This window comes from Lysinibacillus sp. F12 (assembly GCF_057773605.1).
The window spans coordinates 1,042,272-1,059,969 of record NZ_JBYMLP010000002.1 but is presented as its reverse complement, the minus strand read 5'-3'; the positions used below and the strand labels follow the sequence as shown (position 1 = coordinate 1,059,969).

The window sequence follows — 17,698 nt, the reverse complement described above, 5'->3', positions numbered from 1 at the left end:
AGAAAGGGCTGAACTACCATGACATATATAAAAAAAGCATGGCTTACTATGCTGTGCTTCATGCTTCTCTTGATGACAGCAACACCTGTTGTTACACAAGCAGCAACAACAATTAGAGATGTTCCGACAAATAGTAGCAACTATAAAGCCATTTCTTGGGCTGTTGACAATGAATTGATGTCTTTGAACAATGCCAATAACTTTTTACCAAATGAGCAAGTGACAGATCGAGAGCTTGTCCTTATGTTTGCTAAGCTAGACCGCAACTACGCATTATCTTATATCGATAGTGTGGCTTATAACTTTTATAGTGACTTTTATTTACCGTTTAATGGAACGCACGTAAATGCTAATCGATCAAAAGCGATTACTCGGGGTCAATTTGCACGAATATATGCTGCTTTTAAAGGTGTGGATTTAGATGAACCACAGGCAGTTCAATATTTATATTCAAATAATTTATCTACAAGTAGTTCAGGCAAAAAGACATTTGCAAGCTTTAATCCATCAACAAAATTAACGCGTGGTGATGTCGCAACATTCTTATACAGAGCAGTTCAAAATGGTAACTTTGCAGTACAAGGATTAACACGTAGTGCGGCTGGCCGTGATAATGATAGCATTACGTTACCACCAGGGTTTATGGGCTCCAATAGTGCTGATTTTGAAGAACCAAAGGATAATTCCAATGATTTTACTGGACCCGAGTATGTAAATAATGCATTGCAAAGTATTGTGGTGGAAAAACCTGATTTAATTGCGAATGAAGTGGATTCAACACTTGTGACGGTATCGTTAAAGGCTTGTAATGGTGATCCTATTGCGGATGATAAATCCTATACATTCCGTGTGACTTCAAATTACGGTACGATTATCGATACTTCCGGTGAAGCAGTTAGAACTGTCCAATCTGATGGTTCAACTGTGTCAGCTATTGTTGTAGCACCAAAATTAATGAAATCTGCTCGTGACATTATTTCCTTTGAATTAGTTAATAACACTGATCCAGCAATGAAGTGTCTTGTTGGGCAAAAATTAAAAGCAGAGGTGCGTTATTCACCACAACCAGAATTGCGTATTGATTACCAAGTATATGATCCTACAAATACAGATGATGATAATGGCAATGTGACACCACCATATGTCCCATATGAGAAATTGCCAGAGTTCTTCACACAAAACTTAATTGATGTGTACGCACCAGTTCCATTGAAGTATGATGGGGATAAAAAGCTATTTAGTATTGGGCAGCAAACTAATGTAACAGACGCTTTAGGTAATGTACAAAATGTCTATTTACGTTACGGAGGCTCAGATTCTAGATATCCAGCCCTAGGCTATGAAAATGCTATTTTACAATTTGAAAACTACAATATTTCTGTTTATCTATTTGAGGAACTTTTAAATCGTCGTTTGGATAACTCTGTAACATCCCCAGCTAAAACAGAAATTATGTATATGATTTCTGAAGATGGTCGTCCGATTTATCGTGTTCAAGGTATTGATGATGCTATCGCCTCTCAGGTAGAGAACATTAACCCAGTTGGAGCCATCATCCAGCTTATGAACCATATGCCAGAAGAAAAAAAATTGACACTAGAACATTATGATAGTGTCATGAAAATTTATTCTATCTTTACAAACTTAAGTAACTATGATCGTACGGTACTATTAAAATATCAAGGCGGGAAGCTACTAGGACAAGTAGAGGCCTATAAAAAACGAGTAGAGGCATTGAAAGAAAGTGCAGATGCAGCTTCTAGACCATCTGGCAAGGATCGATATACAAAAGTCATGGTGACTTTAGTTCGTCCTGGTGGAGAACCTGTTACGGATTATCAAGGAACAGTGAAAATTAAGTTTGATGGAGTAGAAAAAACAGCTTCATTTATTACGAATACTTCAGATCCATTAAACAATACAGGTAGTCCAGGTACGGCTGTTGCATACTTTGATTCCATTATTTATGGGAAATCCAAAGTAGAAGCAACCCTTGTCAATCCAATAGACCCTCGCTATGCAACGATTTTGAAGGGTTTAAAAGATAAAACAGTGACGAAAGATATTTTCACTAATCCGAACTTCAGTAAAAATTCATGCTCATTAGCAACAGAAATGGCTTATGTAGTGGATTATTCTTCTTCTATGAAGGCTGTTGATCCAACGAATTATCGTGGTAAGAAAATGATTGAATTCATCAATCAATTGAAGGCGAAAAATAACATTGTTATCGAAACCAACACAAAGGCAACAATTCTTGGTGAGGGTACAACAGATGCGGTATTGAAGAAGGACCTCTATAAAGCATCTAAAGATAAAGGTGCTACAGATATTTTTGCAGGTATTGATATTGCATTAACGAAATTCTCAAACGATACAAAAACAGCTAAGGCTATTGTGGTTGTATCTGATGGGAAAACAAGCAAATCAAAAATGATAAAAGCTATTAATGATGCGAAAAAGCAAGGTGTAAAAATATATACCGTGAGTATGGGCAAGAAATCACAAATAAATGATGCTACGTTAATGCAACTGTCTACAGAAACAGGCGGAGCTTATTATCATGCGCTTGATAATTTACAATTGCATCAGGTGTTCCAAAAGTTGATTGATGCTATTTTATGTAAAACTCCAGCATCAAGCTGTATCAATCCTGATGATTTATTTGAAGAAGCCAATGTGTCATTACGAAAAGGCTATCTCACAATGAGCGCTCGTATTGATGGTAATTGTCCAAACGTTGCGAAGATTAATGTACGTTACAAATCAATTAGTGGAGATGTACAATTCGAGTTGCTAAAACGTAGTGATCATGTGTTTATGTTAACGAAAACAGTACAAACTATGCAGGACTTTAAAGTTAGCAATGAGATTGACTTAATCGCATACGATAAAGATGGAAATATTATTTCAATGAAAACTGTTTCCATCACAAATTAATGGAAAAAACTGCCGCCATCTAGGGGCAGTTTTTTAATTTGAAACAAAACGTATAATTTGTTACACTTAGTTTATAATAATTCTAATGTAGGTAACGGAATGCGGTTCTTCATGACATGTTCACAAATTATAGATGAACTATTGTCGAACTGTGCTATAATGAGATTTGTGAATTAGAACGTGTGAGGTGTTATTCATGCATACCATCGTAGTAGGCTTGAATTATAAAACAGCGCCTGTTGAAATAAGAGAGAAGTTATCATTCATTGAGAGTGAACTACCTCAGGCAATGGAAGCGCTGCAAAAGCAGAAAAGTATATTAGAAAACGTTATTGTTTCGACATGTAATCGTACAGAAATTTATGCTGTTGTGGATCAATTGCATACTGGACGTCATTTTGTGAAACAATTTTTAGCAGATTGGTTTGACTTGCCTGTGGAGACATTTTCTTCGTATTTAACAATTCGTGAAGAGGATGAGGCAGTCGAACATTTATTTAAAGTGACAGCTGGGATCGATTCAATGGTTCTAGGTGAAACACAAATTTTAGGGCAAGTAAAAAAAAGCTTTTTAAGTGGACAAGAGATTGGCACGACAGGGACGGTTTACAATCAACTATTTAAACAAGCGGTAACATTTGCAAAGCGAGCACATAATGAGACAGCTATCGGCGAGAATGCGGTATCCGTTTCTTATGCAGCAGTAGAATTAGCAAAGAAAATTTTTGGCTCTTTACAACGTAAGCATGTAGCTATTCTAGGCGCAGGGAAAATGGGGGAGCTTGCGATTGAAAATCTCTACGGCAGTGGAGTAGGAAAAGTAACCGTGATTAATCGTACGTTTGAAAAAGCGGAAAGCTTAGCCGCAAAATTCCATGGTCAAGCTAAATCTATGAAGGAATTACAATGTTCCTTATTAGAAGCAGATATTTTAATTACATCGACTGGTGCAACAGATTATGTCATTGATTATGAGCTCATGCAATTTGTCGAACGTTTGCGTAAAGGAAAACCGTTATTTATGGTAGATATAGCTGTTCCTCGTGATATCGATCCACGTGTTGGCGATTTACCAAATGTGTTCTTGTATGATATTGATGATTTACAAGGAATTGTCGAAGCCAATTTAGCTGAGCGCGAACGTGCTGCTGCTGATATTACGGATATGATTGGGCATGAAGTGATTCAATTTAAAGACTGGGTGTCAACACTTGGTGTCGTACCTGTGATTTCTGCATTACGTAAAAAAGCAAATCGTATTCAAGAAGAGACGATGACTAGTATCGAGAACAAAATGCCAGATTTAACGGAACGTGAACGTAAAATTTTAAGTAAACATACAAAATCAATTATTAATCAATTATTAAAAGAGCCAATCTTACAGGCTAAAGAAATGGCCAATTCTCCAAAAGCAAATGAACAGTTACGTTTATTCCAACAAATTTTTGGTATAGAAGAAGCTGTGGAAGCTGAAGTTCAAGAGATGACGAAGCAAGAGCTTGAGCGTAAAGAACGCGCACAGGCAACTCAAACTTCTGCTGAACCAAAGTATTCTTTCTAAATTATCTATTGCGTTTTGTACACTGAAGCTGTACGAAGTGGTTTTATGCAATTGGATTCTCTACTGATATTACATGAGGCGTTTTCGTATCTGTATGGTAAACTTAGGATACGAAAACGTTTTTTGTTTTCTTATTTCAGCATTACAATTTCACTACAAAGAAGGGATGTCTATTGGCGGATTTGACCATGACAAGGCTTTATGAGGTGATGATCGTCTTGTATGCAATCAGTCTAGTTTTTTACTTTACTGATTATTTTTATAAGCAAGTACGAGCAAGGCGCATTGCTTTCTGGCTTGTTTCATTTGTATGGATGATTCAAGGTGCCATTATTATTTTAACGTTTGTGGAAACAAAACGCTTTCCGATCTTATCTTTGTCTGAGGGGATCCTCTTTTATTCCTGGTTACTTGTGACGTTATCCATTATCCTGCACTGTATTGCAAGAGTAGACTTGCCGGTATTTATTATAAATATATTAGGATTTTTGTTCGCTAGTATATTTACGTTTATGCCTAAACGTCCTACTGGGACTGTCGGAGATACTTTAATTTCGGAAATGCTTTTTATTCATATATCATTTGCAATTTTGTCATATGCAGCATTCACTTTAACATTTGTGTTTGCCATATTATATCTAGTTTTATATCGTTTATTGAAGAAGAAAAAGTGGTCGCATCTATGGACAAGACTGCCATCTTTACAGCAAACGAGCAACTGGATGAATGTATCATTCTTTATTGGGATCCCAATGCTATTTATAAGTTTAATATTAGGGTTTGAATGGGCATTATTAACATTAGAAAGTCTTTCGATTTTCGATGCAAAAATCATAGGGTCCTTCATTATTTTAATTTTGTATTGCTTTATCTTATATGTGAATCGCAAAAGCAAGCTGACAGGTACAACTTATGCATGGGTACATATTTATGCCTATCTATTAGTTGTTGTGAATTTCTTCTTAGGAAGTAGTTTATCGCGATTCCATTTATGGTATTAGAGGAAAGGTTGGAGACTGTTGAGAAAAATTATTGTAGGTTCTAGGAGAAGTAAGCTAGCACTAACGCAAACAAATTGGTTCATTAATGAATTAAAGGCTGCTGGTGCTCCATTTGAATTTGAAGTAAAAGAAATTGTGACAAAAGGTGATCAGATTTTAGATGTACAGCTTTCAAAGGTAGGCGGAAAAGGATTGTTCGTTAAAGAAATTGAACAAGCCCTTTACGAAAAAGAGATTGATTTTGCTGTCCATTCTATGAAAGATATGCCTGCTGTATTGCCGGAAGGTTTAGTAATTGGCTGTATTCCTCCACGTGAAGATGCACGTGACGCATTTATTTCGAAGGGACATGTTAAATTTTCTGAACTACCTGCAGGAGCTGTAGTCGGGACAAGTTCTTTACGTCGTAGTGCGCAGCTACTAACAGTACGTCCTGACCTTGAAATTAAATGGATTAGAGGGAACGTTGATACACGTTTAGCTAAGCTTGAGACCGAAGAATATGACGCGATTATTTTAGCAGCAGCCGGTTTAAAACGACTTGGTTGGAGTGAAGATGTTGTCACTGAATTTTTATCAGTGGAGGATTGCCTGCCAGCCGTAGCACAAGGTTCTCTTGGTATTGAATGCCGTGAAGATGATACCGAGCTACTAGACGAGTTAGCTAAATTAACAGACCAATTAACATGGCAAGAGGCACATGCAGAACGAGCATTCTTGGCGGCTATGGATGGCGGGTGCCAAGTACCAATCGCTGGCTATGCCACATCAAATGGGGAAGAAATTACTTTAACAGGCCTTGTTGCTGCACCTGATGCATCAGTTGTATATAAAGAAACAGTAGTTGGTTCGGACGCACAAAAAATAGGGGAAGAGCTCGCTACTATTTTAACGAAGCAAGGAGCCTTCGATTTAATTCAACGTGTGAAGGCAGAGCAAGATGCAAAATGATTTACCTTTAAGAGGTAAAACGGTACTTTTAACAGGTACATCTAAAACAACAGCTATTGTAGATGATATTGCAGCTTTAGGTGGCCATGCAGTAATTGCCCCATTAATTGAAACATGCGAACGTATGGACAACAATGATGCAAAACTAATGAATAGTGCGCTTCAATTTGACTGGGTTATCTTTACGAGTCAAAATGCTGTTGATGCCTTTGCTAATAAAATGGGACGGCATCAAATAAGTGCCAAAAATTTTCGCGCAAAAATTGCTTCCATTGGCACTAAAACAACTACAGCGTTAGAAAATCTAGGATTTCAAGTGAGCTTTATGCCTTCCGTATTTAGTGCTGATATTTTCGTCAAGGAATTTCCAAATATAGCTGGTGACCATCCAAGTTGTCTGTTTATTCGTGGAGAAAAGGCGAAAAGTACGTTGAAGGATGGACTGCCCTTTAATTTAAAAGAATGGACAGTTTATGAAACCATAGAACGACAAGATCAAACGTTAGCTATTATTAATTGCATTCAGCACAATGAGGACGTCACAGTGATTTTTGCTAGTCCTTCAGCTGTAGATGTATATGCAAAAAGTGTAGCGGTACATGTTGGATGGCAGGCTACAAGGGTTGCAGCCATCGGTCATATTACGGAAGCGGCTCTTGAACAATACGGTGCAACTGTGGATATTATGCCGAGTGTATATACAATGCAAGCAGTCATCGAAGAATTAATGAAAGTAGGGGACAAATCATGACAAAACTACAATTTCAAAGACATCGTCGTTTGCGTGCCAATGCAACGATGCGATCAATGGTAAAAGAAACATACTTACATAAAGAGGACCTGATTTATCCTATTTTTGTAATAGAGGGCGAAAATATTAAAAATGAAGTACAGTCTATGCCTGGTGTTTTTCAATTTTCATTAGATAAACTAGAAGCAGAAATTGATGAGGTTGTTGCATTAGGAATCCCAGCTGTCATTTTATTTGGTTTACCAGCTGAAAAAGATGCTGTTGGAACTGGTGCATTCCATGATCATGGTATTGTCCAAGAAGCGACTCGCTTAATTAAAACGCGTCACCCTGAGCTTTTGGTCATTGCGGATACATGCTTATGTGAGTTTACGGATCACGGTCATTGCGGCCTAATTGAAGGCGATCAAATTTTAAATGACCCTTCATTAGATGTTTTAGCTCGCACTGCAGTATCACAAGTAAAGGCAGGCGCAGATATAATTGCTCCGTCTAATATGATGGATGGTTTTGTTGCGGCGATTCGTGCTGGGCTTGATGAAGCCGGCTTTGAACATATTCCAATCATGTCATACGCGGTGAAATATGCGTCAAGTTACTATGGCCCATTCCGTGACGCGGCGGATGGTGCACCACAATTTGGTGATCGTAAATCATATCAAATGGACCCATCAAATCGATTAGAGGCATTCCGTGAGGCAGAATCTGATATTGAAGAGGGGGCGGATTTCTTAATTGTTAAGCCTGCCCTAAGTTATTTAGATATTATCCGAGATATGAAAAATAATTATCCATTACCACTAGTAGCGTATAATGTTTCAGGTGAGTATGCGATGATTAAAGCAGCTGCTATTAATGGTTGGATTGAAGAGAAAAAAGTTGTGCTTGAAACATTATTAGGTATGAAACGTGCAGGCTCTGATTTAATTATTACGTATCATGCAAAAGATGTTGCACGTTGGTTGGAGGAGAAATAAATGACACGCTCTTACGAAAAATCAAAACAAGCCTATGCTGAAGCTGTTCAGTTAATGCCAGGAGGTGTTAACAGCCCTGTACGTGCATTCAAATCAGTAAATATGGACCCTATTTTTATGGAATCTGGCCATGGGGCTATTATTAAAGATATTGATGGTAATGAATATATCGATTATGTATTATCTTGGGGACCACTCATTTTAGGACATACTCATCCAGAGGTTGTCAAAGCAATTGCTGAAACTGCGGCAAAAGGCTCTTCCTTTGGTGCACCAACCTATACAGAAAATCGATTAGCTCAATTAGTATTAGATCGATTACCAGGCATGGAAATGATTCGCTTTGTTTCTTCAGGGACAGAAGCTACGATGTCTGCATTACGTGTAGCACGTGGTGTTACAGGTCGTGATAAGATTTTAAAATTTGAAGGATCGTATCATGGTCATGGTGACTCATTATTAATTAAAGCAGGATCTGGAGTTGCCACATTAGGTCTTCCTGATAGCCCTGGAGTACCAGCAGATGTTGCTCGTAATACGTTAACGGTAGCCTATAATGATTTAGAAGGCGCTAAAGCTGTTTTTGAAAAATTTGGTGCCGAGTTAGCAGCAGTTATTGTAGAGCCAGTTGCAGGGAATATGGGTGTTGTACCACCACAATCAGGTTTCTTAGAAGGTTTACGCGAATTAACATCTACACATGGTTCGTTATTAATCTTTGATGAGGTTATGACGGGCTTCCGTGTCGATTATGGTTGTGCACAAGGTTATTTTGGAGTTACACCTGATATAACGACGTTAGGGAAAGTAATTGGCGGCGGCCTTCCTGTAGGAGCCTTTGCCGGTACAAAAGAAATTATGGAGCAAGTAGCACCAGCCGGTCCAATTTATCAAGCAGGTACACTTTCAGGAAATCCATTAGCTATGACAGCAGGCTATGAAACGTTATCACGTTTAGATCGCAGTACTTATGAATACTTTAAACAACTAGGCGATCAGTTAGAGGCTGGTTTCCGCGAAGCGGCGACGAAATACAATATTCCTCACACTGTTAATCGTGCGGGTTCAATGATTGGCTTCTTCTTTACGAATGAAGAGGTAATTGATTTTGCAACTGCAAAATCATCGGATTTAGCTTTATTTGCTGAATACTTCCGATTGATGGCTGAGGAAGGAATTTTCCTACCACCATCTCAGTTTGAAGGGTTATTTATTTCGACAGCTCATACGGAAGAACATATTGCTAAAACAGTAGCTGCATTCCATAAAGTGTTTGCTCAATTGGCTAAGTAAAGTTTTATAGGGCATGCTAGAAAAAATCTAGCATGCCCTTTTTATATAAGTTAGAAGTCATTGTAGTACTTGAGCAATAAAAGAACAAAAGAGAAAATATAGCATATATTAACTACCAGGGACAATCATCTATACTGGATGAAGGACCTGCTTTTGTCAAAATTATATCTTTCAGCATAGCCAAAATGTGGACGATATCGTTTATAATATAGCTATTCATAAAAGAAAGTAGTGAATTAATATGGCAACAGGCACACATACAGTCGAAGTACCCGTAGGAATTGAACATGTATGGGATTTCGTCAGTGATATGGAGAAATGGGCAAAGCTTGTCCCAGGTTATAACGCACATGAAATGATTGATGACAAACATTCAACATGGACTTTTAAAGGAAATGTTGGAGTTCTGAAAAAAACAGTAGAAGTAGAAATTATTATTTTGGAGTGGGTAGCCCCATCTAAAGTAACATTTGAACTAAAAGGTCTTTCTGATAATTTTACAGGAAATGGCTATTTCCTTGCAGAAAGCATCGATGCTGAAAATACAAAAATGACAGGCTTCTTAGAAGTGATTGCTGGTGGGTTAGCTGGCCCTGTTTTAAACCCGATTTTCAAGCCGATTGTACCAAAGGCAACACAAATATTAACAGATCGTGTAGCGAATAAAATTAAATTAGTACATGTTTAACGGATGTTAGTACATTCATAAAAATGGCATGCTAGAAGTAATGTTCTAGCATGCCATTTTTATACTAATTGCCTCTTTTTTATACTGTTCAATAGGAAGCTTTCTAGCATACTATCCCCTTATAAGACATATGATGCAAAGGGAGGGATTATTATCGAACACAAAACATGGAACATGAGCGAAACATTTTGTTTTCCTGGGTACGGTTGCCCAACAGAAATAGCGGCAGTGCAAATTAAGCCACAGTGGCAAGCAATGCAGTTAGAGGATTCACTTCGACTAATAGGCATATATCATATCACCGCACATGTACGCTTCGATTTTCAAAATATGCAAGCTTTTACAGGCGATGAGGATTTAATTTCAATTGATGCCCTAGATGTCCAAGGAGATACAGGTTATTTTGAGTATGCCGTGCCATTACATGTCGATTTACCAAAAGAATCAGACCTGAAGGATATAATGGTCAAAGATATTCGACCGAGCTTGACGAATCAGAAATGTCAGCTCGAGTGGACAGTCACAAGCGTTTTTAACGAATATGAGCCAGTTGTTGAAAATGACCATGTGATCGAAAATCAGCCCTTTACTGCCAGTGCCTTTGAACATGAAGAGACACTTGCTGTGCTGGAAGAAAGCACGCAAGTGAAAAAACAAACTACCGCAGTAGTAGCGGCTTCACACCAAGAGAAGACTACAACAGTTGACCAAAAAACAATTTTGAGAGAATCCTCAAGTCATATTGTTGTACGTGAGTCCAGCTCTTGGCATGAAGTGCCTTCTATGATTTGGGATCTAACAGAAGAATATACACCGCTTAAAGTTCGTGTATCAAATGATGTCTTTCAAAAGTAAATAGCTGAGAAGTAGCAAGAGTAATAAGAAAATTAAATCACCGGATGTTGGAACAATAATGACACGAATAAACTGAAAACAACAAATCGGCACGATAATCGTTCTACAGTAAAAACGAACTTGCCTTATCCAAGGTGGTAAAAGCCAGGGGTTATACTTGCGTCGACGCATTTGAAAATTCACTTCCTTTTCTATTTACTTTACTCTTATTAAAAGATGACTAAATCACTTGAAAAATTACACGTTTTTGCGGTACAATAAGGAAAATTAAATACAGATGCTATGATAGGGAAGAGTAAATTATGCTTACATTTTCAGAGAGGAAACGGTAGCTGAGAAGTTTCTATTTGTACTTAATTGAAGGTAGCCCTTGAGCAGCTTTAGTGAACTAACAGTAGTTAAAGCCGGTTAAACACCGTTACCGAATTAAGAGCCAGTAGATAAGGCTGAGAAATGTATTCGATGATCATTTTCTTAACCGCTGCTGGAATTAAAGGTGGTACCGCGAACTAAAACTCCTTCGTCCTTTTAGACGAGAGGAGTTTTTTTATTTGGTAAAGTGATTGCTTTATCAATAGTCTTCAAACATTAGGAGGAGTCAATATGACAGAAAACATTTCAATGCCAACTAAATATGACCCACAGTCCATTGAAGCCGGTCGCTATGAATGGTGGCTACAAGGGAAATTTTTTGAGGCGCAGCCAGAAAGCGGGAAAAAACCTTATTCAATTGTTATTCCACCACCGAACGTAACAGGTAAATTACACCTTGGTCATGCATGGGATACGACTTTACAAGACATCCTCATTCGTATGAAGCGTATGCAAGGATATGATGCACTTTGGTTACCAGGTATGGACCATGCCGGTATTGCTACACAGGCAAAAGTAGAAGCAAAGCTACGTGAGGATAATATTACACGTTATGATTTAGGACGTGAAAAATTCCTCGAGAAGACATGGGAATGGAAAGAAGAATATGCTGGACATATTCGTGATCAATGGGCAAAGCTTGGCCTTGGATTAGACTACACACGTGAGCGTTTCACACTTGATAAAGGTCTTTCAGAGGCAGTTAACACAGTATTTGTTCAATTATATGAAAAAGGCTTAATCTATCGTGGTGAACGCATTATTAACTGGGATCCGGCTGCTAAAACGGCATTGTCTGATATTGAGGTTATTTACCAGGATGTGCAGGGTGCCTTCTATCATATGAAATATCCTTTGGCTGATGGCTCAGGATATGTAGAGGTTGCGACAACACGTCCTGAGACAATGCTTGGCGACTCTGGAGTAGCTGTTCACCCGAAAGATGAACGTTATCAGCATTTAATTGGTAAAACAGTTATCTTACCGATTGTAGGTCGCGAAATTCCGATTGTAGCTGATGACTATGTTGATATGGAATTTGGAACAGGGGTTGTAAAAATGACACCTGCACATGATCCAAATGACTTTGAAGTTGGTAATCGTCACAACCTTGAGCGTATCCTTGTGATGAATGAAGATGGCACAATGAACGAACTTGCTGGCAAATACAACGGTATGGACCGCTTTGAATGCCGTAAACAAATTGTTGCTGATTTACAAGAAGCAGGCGTGTTAATACGCATCGAAGAACATATGCATTCAGTAGGGCATTCTGAACGCTCTGGTGCTGTTGTAGAGCCATATCTTTCAGCACAATGGTTCGTTAAAATGCAACCACTTGCAGACTCTTCATTAGAGCTTCAAAAAGACCAAGAAGGTAAAGTAAACTTTGTTCCAGCTCGTTTTGAAAACACTTATTCTCGCTGGATGGAAAATATTCGTGATTGGTGTATTTCTCGTCAATTATGGTGGGGCCATCAAATCCCAGCTTGGTACCATAATGAAACAGGTGAAATTTACGTAGGAAAAGAAGCACCGGTTGATGCAGAAAATTGGACACAGGATGAAGATGTACTAGATACATGGTTCTCTTCAGCACTATGGCCGTTTTCTACAATGGGCTGGCCAGACGAGGCAAATGAAGAATATAAACGTTATTACCCAACAAATACACTCGTAACAGGCTATGATATTATTTTCTTCTGGGTATCTCGAATGATTTTCCAAGGTCTTGAATTTACAGAACAACGCCCATTCAAGGATGTATTAATTCACGGATTAGTACGTGATGGTGAAGGGCGAAAAATGAGTAAGTCACTTGGCAATGGTGTAGATCCAATGGATGTTATTGAGCAGTATGGTGCAGACTCATTACGCTACTTCTTAGCAACAGGTTCATCACCTGGTCAAGACTTACGCTATACTACTGAGAAAGTAGAGGCTGTATGGAATTTTTCGAATAAGATTTGGAATGCATCCCGTTTTGCACTTATGAATATGGATGGAATGACATATGATGAAATTGATTTAACAGGTGAAAAATCAGTTGCTGACAAATGGATTTTAACACGCTTAAATGAAACAATTGAACGTGTAACATCTCTGGCAGAGCGCTATGAGTTTGGTGAAGTTGGTCGTGAGCTTTACAATTTCATTTGGGATGATTTCTGTTCTTGGTATATTGAAATGGCGAAGTTACCACTTTATGGTGAGGATGAAGCTGCTAAAAAGACAACTCGTTCTATTTTAGCGTACGTACTCGATCAAACGATGCGTCTATTACATCCATTTATGCCATTCATTACAGAAGAAATTTGGCAACACTTACCACATGATGGAGAATCAATTACAGTAGCTGCATGGCCAACAGTACGCACGGATCTTCATTTTGCTGACGAATCAGATAATATGAAGCTCCTAATGGATATTATACGTTCAGTTCGTAATATTCGTGCGGAAGTAAACACGCCAATGAGCAAAAAAGTGCCGTTGTTTATCTCTGCGAAAGATGCTGCAACAGTGGCAGTACTTGAAGCGAATAAAGCTTATTTAGAGAAATTCTGTAATCCAGATACGTTAACAATTGGTGAAGGTTTAGAGGCACCAGGTCAATCGATGACAGCAGTTATTACAGGTGCCCAAGTTTTCCTACCACTTGTTGGGCTAATTAATTTAGAGGAAGAAATCGCTCGTCTTGAAAAAGAGTTAGAGAAATGGGCGAAAGAAGTAAAGTTAGTGACAGGTAAGCTATCAAATGAAAAGTTCGTATCGAAAGCACCTGAGGCATTAGTAAATGTTGAACGTGAAAAATTAGCAGATTATGAAAGTAAGCACGCGGTTGTATTAAAACGTTTAGAAGAACTAAAAAATATGTAATAGTTGAGCAATGGATGACAATAAAGTCATCCATTGCTTTTTTTATATGGAGCAAAAGTTATGCGTTGAAATGGGTAAAAATATATAGTACTATTTAGAATAATTAGTCTAATAGGTTAGGGTGTTTATTAATGTAGTAGGAAACAAAACCTAATATGATGTTGTGTAATCGAGAAAAATGATCTGTAATGAAATAGCTATGGCAATTGAACGTTTTTTTGCGGGTTTGAGGTATGAATGGAGATGTGAAAATGACAGGTAATATGACAACCTATATTACGAAAGTCAATAAAGCATGTGATGACTTAGATTTTGTTAGTGCAAGGGTATTAATTGAAACAAATCTAGTAAAATTATCAGAAGCGAAAAATTATCGTTTATTAAATACCAGTGCGCGTGTGCTTATTAAACATGTATTAGCAAATAGGCAAACTCAACAGGAGTGTACAAAACTATCACGGGCAGATATGTTAATCATCAATAGAATAAATGAGTATTGCTCGAATTTTGATATTTCAATGTTAAAAAGAACATTAAAAAATTCTTTTGAATTAGTACAACGTCCTGATGTTATACCTTTATTAAACAATGATGCAAGAATTATTTTGGACAATATGGGTGCTCTGCTAGGGACTCACCAAGTACATTAACCGAATTACTTATCAAACACGCAGTAGCTAGCTGTGTGTTTTTTCTATTTTTTTGTCATTAATCTATGTTATTAAATGTTACTTGTACTAAAATAGAGATATTGCAGTAAGAGGGAGTGTTTCTTTTGTTTAACACAATGAACGAATGTACGGAATTTATTTTTACCCTAAAAGCCGTTGACCATAAACGTGCACCGCTTGTACTAATGAAAGAAGTACTAGCACATTTAGAGAATCCTCACAATAAACTACGCGTGATTCATGTGGCCGGTTCGAATGGAAAGGGTTCTACAGTGAATGCCCTTAGAGAAATGCTACAACACGCTGGGTACCAAGTAGGGGCATTTACTTCCCCACATTTAGAGCGAGTTAATGAAAGGATGACCATTAATGGTGAGCCGATAACTGATGAACAATTTTTATACTATTTCAATAAACTAGCTAAGATTATAGAAGAACAGTATAATGGAGATTTTCCAAGCTTTTTTGAAGTAGTAACACTAGTAATGTTTCAATTTTTTGCCGATCAGGGAATTGATATAGCGCTTATTGAAACGGGGCTTGGAGGGCGTTTAGATGCAACCAATGTCGTGTCGCCACTACTAGCAATTATTACGACAATTTCACTTGAGCATACTGCCTTTTTAGGTGATACATTTGCCAAGGTTGCCTCTGAAAAGGCTGGCATCATAAAAAAGGGTGTTCCGGTTGTTATAGGGGTTAGCAATGAAGAAGCATTAGCTGTTATAAAACAAACAGCAGATGCACAACAGGCTCAATGCTTCATTTTAGGACAAGATTTTACTGTTTCAGATATTTTACAAGGTACAGACGTTCAGCAATTCACGTATGAAAAGAGTAATATTGTAATGACTGATATAGCTTTAAAAATGGCTGGTCCCCATCAAATCAATAATGCAAGCCTTGCCATTACAGCAATCCTCGCATTACGGGAAGAGGGAGCCATTACCCTGTCAGACCAATCCATTCGGCATGGACTTCTATATGCACATTGGGCTGGTCGCTTCGAACAATGGCCACAAAAAATTGTTTTAGATGGTGCCCATAATTCAGAGGGGACTGCTGCACTTATCCAAACACTTAAAAATGTATTTCCAAAAAGCCATTATCGTTTTGTGTATGCAGCATTAGCAGATAAGGATCACGCAAATAGTATTGCACTAATGGATGATGTTGCAACGTCAATTACTTTTACACAAATTAACCTACCCAATGCAATGCCTGCTAAAGATTTATCCATATTATCAACGAATGCCAATAAATCGTACCATGAGGATTGGATGGAATCTGTACAAACTGTACTACGTGAAAGAGCTGAAGAGGATGTTGTTGTGATTACCGGTTCTTTATATTTCATAGCGAATGTTCGCCAGTGGCTACAGGAGGAAGGACGATGATACCGGGATTCAATCACTATAAAGAGAAGTGGGCTGTCCACAGTGATGATGTCATAAAACCTGGTCTTGTGGCGATGGAGGAGGCTTTGCTATTAGTTGGAAACCCTCAGCAAGCCTTACATGTTGTACACTTGGCAGGCACAAATGGGAAGGGCTCCACATTAACCTTTCTTGAGGCTCTCGCCAAAGAACATACATTACGAGTGGGTAAATTTATGTCACCTTGTATAGTCGATGTGCACGACCAAATTCAAATAGATGGTCAACCTATTACCGAAGCTGATATGGATGCCGTTTTTCGACAAATGCATGCAGCCGGTTTAAGTGGGAAACTAACAGATTTTGAACTTTTGACTGTGGCAGCATTTTTATATTTTGTGAATAATGATGTTGATCTTTCATTGATTGAAGCGGGTATGGGGGGATTATTGGATAGTACGAATGTGGTCATACCCATCGTCTCCATTATCCCAAGTATAGCTTTAGAGCACACCCAATTTTTGGGCAATACAATTGACAGTATTGCGCGCCATAAAGCAGGTATTATTAAACAAAATCGCCCTGTCATTATCGGTAATTTGCCAGAAGATGCCAAGCGTGTTGTTTATGCAGAGGCTGCTCAGAAAAAAGCCAACGTATATGAAATAGGTCAACATTTTTCAATATCCTCATCGACTGAAGGAGAATGTTATTTAAATGACGGACGAAATGTCCAATTCTCCCATCTAACACGTTCAATGAAAGGGCCTCATCAGGCCAATAATATGGCACTTGCTATCTCAGCATTCCTTGAAGTGGCAGCATTTTTTAATGTGCCTGTGAAAAAAACAGCAGTTCGAGAGGCTGTGAAAAAAGCGGCTATTTTAGGCCGTTTTGAAGAAATCATACCATTTGTTATTGTCGATGGGGCGCATAACCCAGCCAGTGCTGAAACATTAGTAGAAACGATAAAAAATGAGTTTCCAGGAGAGCAAATCACATTTGTTGTGGGCATACTAGCAGACAAAGATGTTCAACAAATTCTTCGACTGTTAGAGCAAGTTAGTGATGAATTTTATTTTGTTGATTTTGATAAACCAAGAGCGATGGCTGCGCAAAATTTGCTGGGTCTTTCCAAAGCAACATCTAAAAATATCTTAGTGGATTATGTGCAATTTTTACAGGTACAATCAGACAGCAAGCGAAGAACGGTTGTATCTGGCTCATTATATTTATTAACGGCAGTACGAAATAGCTTAAAAGTATGAAATGACTAGGGCTCCTAATAGGAAGTCCTAGTTTTTTTATGAATGTATGCCGCTTTTGTTATGAATCAAATCTCATTAAATTCGCATTTACACCACTAATTCTACATATACTTTTAT

Annotated in this window: 14 protein-coding genes and 1 other annotated feature; of the genes, 13 read left to right on the top strand and 1 reads right to left on the bottom strand. The window is 38.1% G+C overall.

The window, feature by feature from the left end; all coding sequences use genetic code 11:
* Window positions 1-18 precede the first annotated feature (18 nt).
* From AC3CH7_RS12310 to AC3CH7_RS12270, 9 genes are all read left to right on the top strand, one after another.
* Window positions 19-2,940, top strand: coding sequence for an S-layer homology domain-containing protein (locus tag AC3CH7_RS12310; protein ID WP_012295485.1), 2,922 nt, complete (start codon window positions 19-21; stop codon window positions 2,938-2,940).
* A gap of 196 nt (window positions 2,941-3,136) precedes the next feature.
* The gene (hemA, locus tag AC3CH7_RS12305; protein ID WP_012295484.1) at window positions 3,137-4,501 is read left to right on the top strand and encodes a glutamyl-tRNA reductase; all 1,365 of its coding nucleotides are present in this window, start codon (window positions 3,137-3,139) and stop codon (window positions 4,499-4,501) included.
* 173 nt (window positions 4,502-4,674) lie between these two features.
* A complete protein-coding gene (locus AC3CH7_RS12300; RefSeq protein WP_031419310.1) occupies window positions 4,675-5,502 on the top strand; it encodes a cytochrome C assembly family protein in 828 nt (275 codons plus the stop codon).
* Window positions 5,503-5,520: 18 nt separating this feature from the next.
* A complete protein-coding gene (gene hemC / locus AC3CH7_RS12295; protein ID WP_012295482.1) occupies window positions 5,521-6,453 on the top strand; it encodes a hydroxymethylbilane synthase in 933 nt (310 codons plus the stop codon).
* Complete coding sequence (locus AC3CH7_RS12290; RefSeq protein ID WP_012295481.1) at window positions 6,443-7,204, top strand: uroporphyrinogen-III synthase; 762 nt, start codon at window positions 6,443-6,445, stop codon at window positions 7,202-7,204. Before hemC ends, AC3CH7_RS12290 begins: the two co-directional genes overlap by 11 nt.
* On the top strand, window positions 7,201-8,181 hold the full coding sequence (hemB, locus tag AC3CH7_RS12285) for a porphobilinogen synthase (RefSeq protein WP_012295480.1): 981 nt from the start codon (window positions 7,201-7,203) through the stop codon (window positions 8,179-8,181). The genes AC3CH7_RS12290 and hemB overlap by 4 nt, the downstream gene beginning before the upstream one ends.
* The gene (gene hemL / locus AC3CH7_RS12280; RefSeq protein ID WP_031419306.1) at window positions 8,182-9,474 is read left to right on the top strand and encodes a glutamate-1-semialdehyde 2,1-aminomutase; all 1,293 of its coding nucleotides are present in this window, start codon (window positions 8,182-8,184) and stop codon (window positions 9,472-9,474) included.
* 241 nt (window positions 9,475-9,715) lie between these two features.
* Complete coding sequence (locus AC3CH7_RS12275; RefSeq protein ID WP_012295478.1) at window positions 9,716-10,162, top strand: SRPBCC family protein; 447 nt, start codon at window positions 9,716-9,718, stop codon at window positions 10,160-10,162.
* A gap of 174 nt (window positions 10,163-10,336) precedes the next feature.
* The gene (locus tag AC3CH7_RS12270; protein WP_012295477.1) at window positions 10,337-11,017 is read left to right on the top strand and encodes a hypothetical protein; all 681 of its coding nucleotides are present in this window, start codon (window positions 10,337-10,339) and stop codon (window positions 11,015-11,017) included.
* Here the strand turns inward: AC3CH7_RS12270 and AC3CH7_RS12265 are convergent.
* Complete coding sequence (locus AC3CH7_RS12265; RefSeq protein WP_080695224.1) at window positions 10,994-11,188, bottom strand: hypothetical protein; 195 nt, start codon at window positions 11,186-11,188, stop codon at window positions 10,994-10,996. The two genes, AC3CH7_RS12270 and AC3CH7_RS12265, sit on opposite strands and share 24 nt — an antisense overlap.
* 102 nt (window positions 11,189-11,290) lie before the next feature.
* Window positions 11,291-11,548 (top strand) — a binding site (T-box leader).
* Between the two features lie 72 nt (window positions 11,549-11,620).
* Here AC3CH7_RS12265 and AC3CH7_RS12260 point away from each other — a divergent pair.
* The 4 genes from AC3CH7_RS12260 to AC3CH7_RS12245 all read left to right on the top strand — a co-directional run bounded on the left by AC3CH7_RS12260 (window position 11,621) and on the right by AC3CH7_RS12245 (window position 17,581).
* Window positions 11,621-14,266, top strand: a complete 2,646-nt coding sequence (locus AC3CH7_RS12260) for a valine--tRNA ligase (protein ID WP_012295476.1) — start codon at window positions 11,621-11,623, stop codon at window positions 14,264-14,266.
* A 251-nt stretch (window positions 14,267-14,517) separates the two neighbouring features.
* On the top strand, window positions 14,518-14,916 hold the full coding sequence (locus AC3CH7_RS12255; protein WP_031419303.1) for a hypothetical protein: 399 nt from the start codon (window positions 14,518-14,520) through the stop codon (window positions 14,914-14,916).
* A gap of 137 nt (window positions 14,917-15,053) precedes the next feature.
* The gene (locus tag AC3CH7_RS12250) at window positions 15,054-16,334 is read left to right on the top strand and encodes a bifunctional folylpolyglutamate synthase/dihydrofolate synthase (protein ID WP_080717373.1); all 1,281 of its coding nucleotides are present in this window, start codon (window positions 15,054-15,056) and stop codon (window positions 16,332-16,334) included.
* Complete coding sequence (locus AC3CH7_RS12245) at window positions 16,331-17,581, top strand: bifunctional folylpolyglutamate synthase/dihydrofolate synthase (RefSeq protein WP_447402476.1); 1,251 nt, start codon at window positions 16,331-16,333, stop codon at window positions 17,579-17,581. The genes AC3CH7_RS12250 and AC3CH7_RS12245 overlap by 4 nt, the downstream gene beginning before the upstream one ends.
* Window positions 17,582-17,698: the final 117 nt, after the last annotated feature.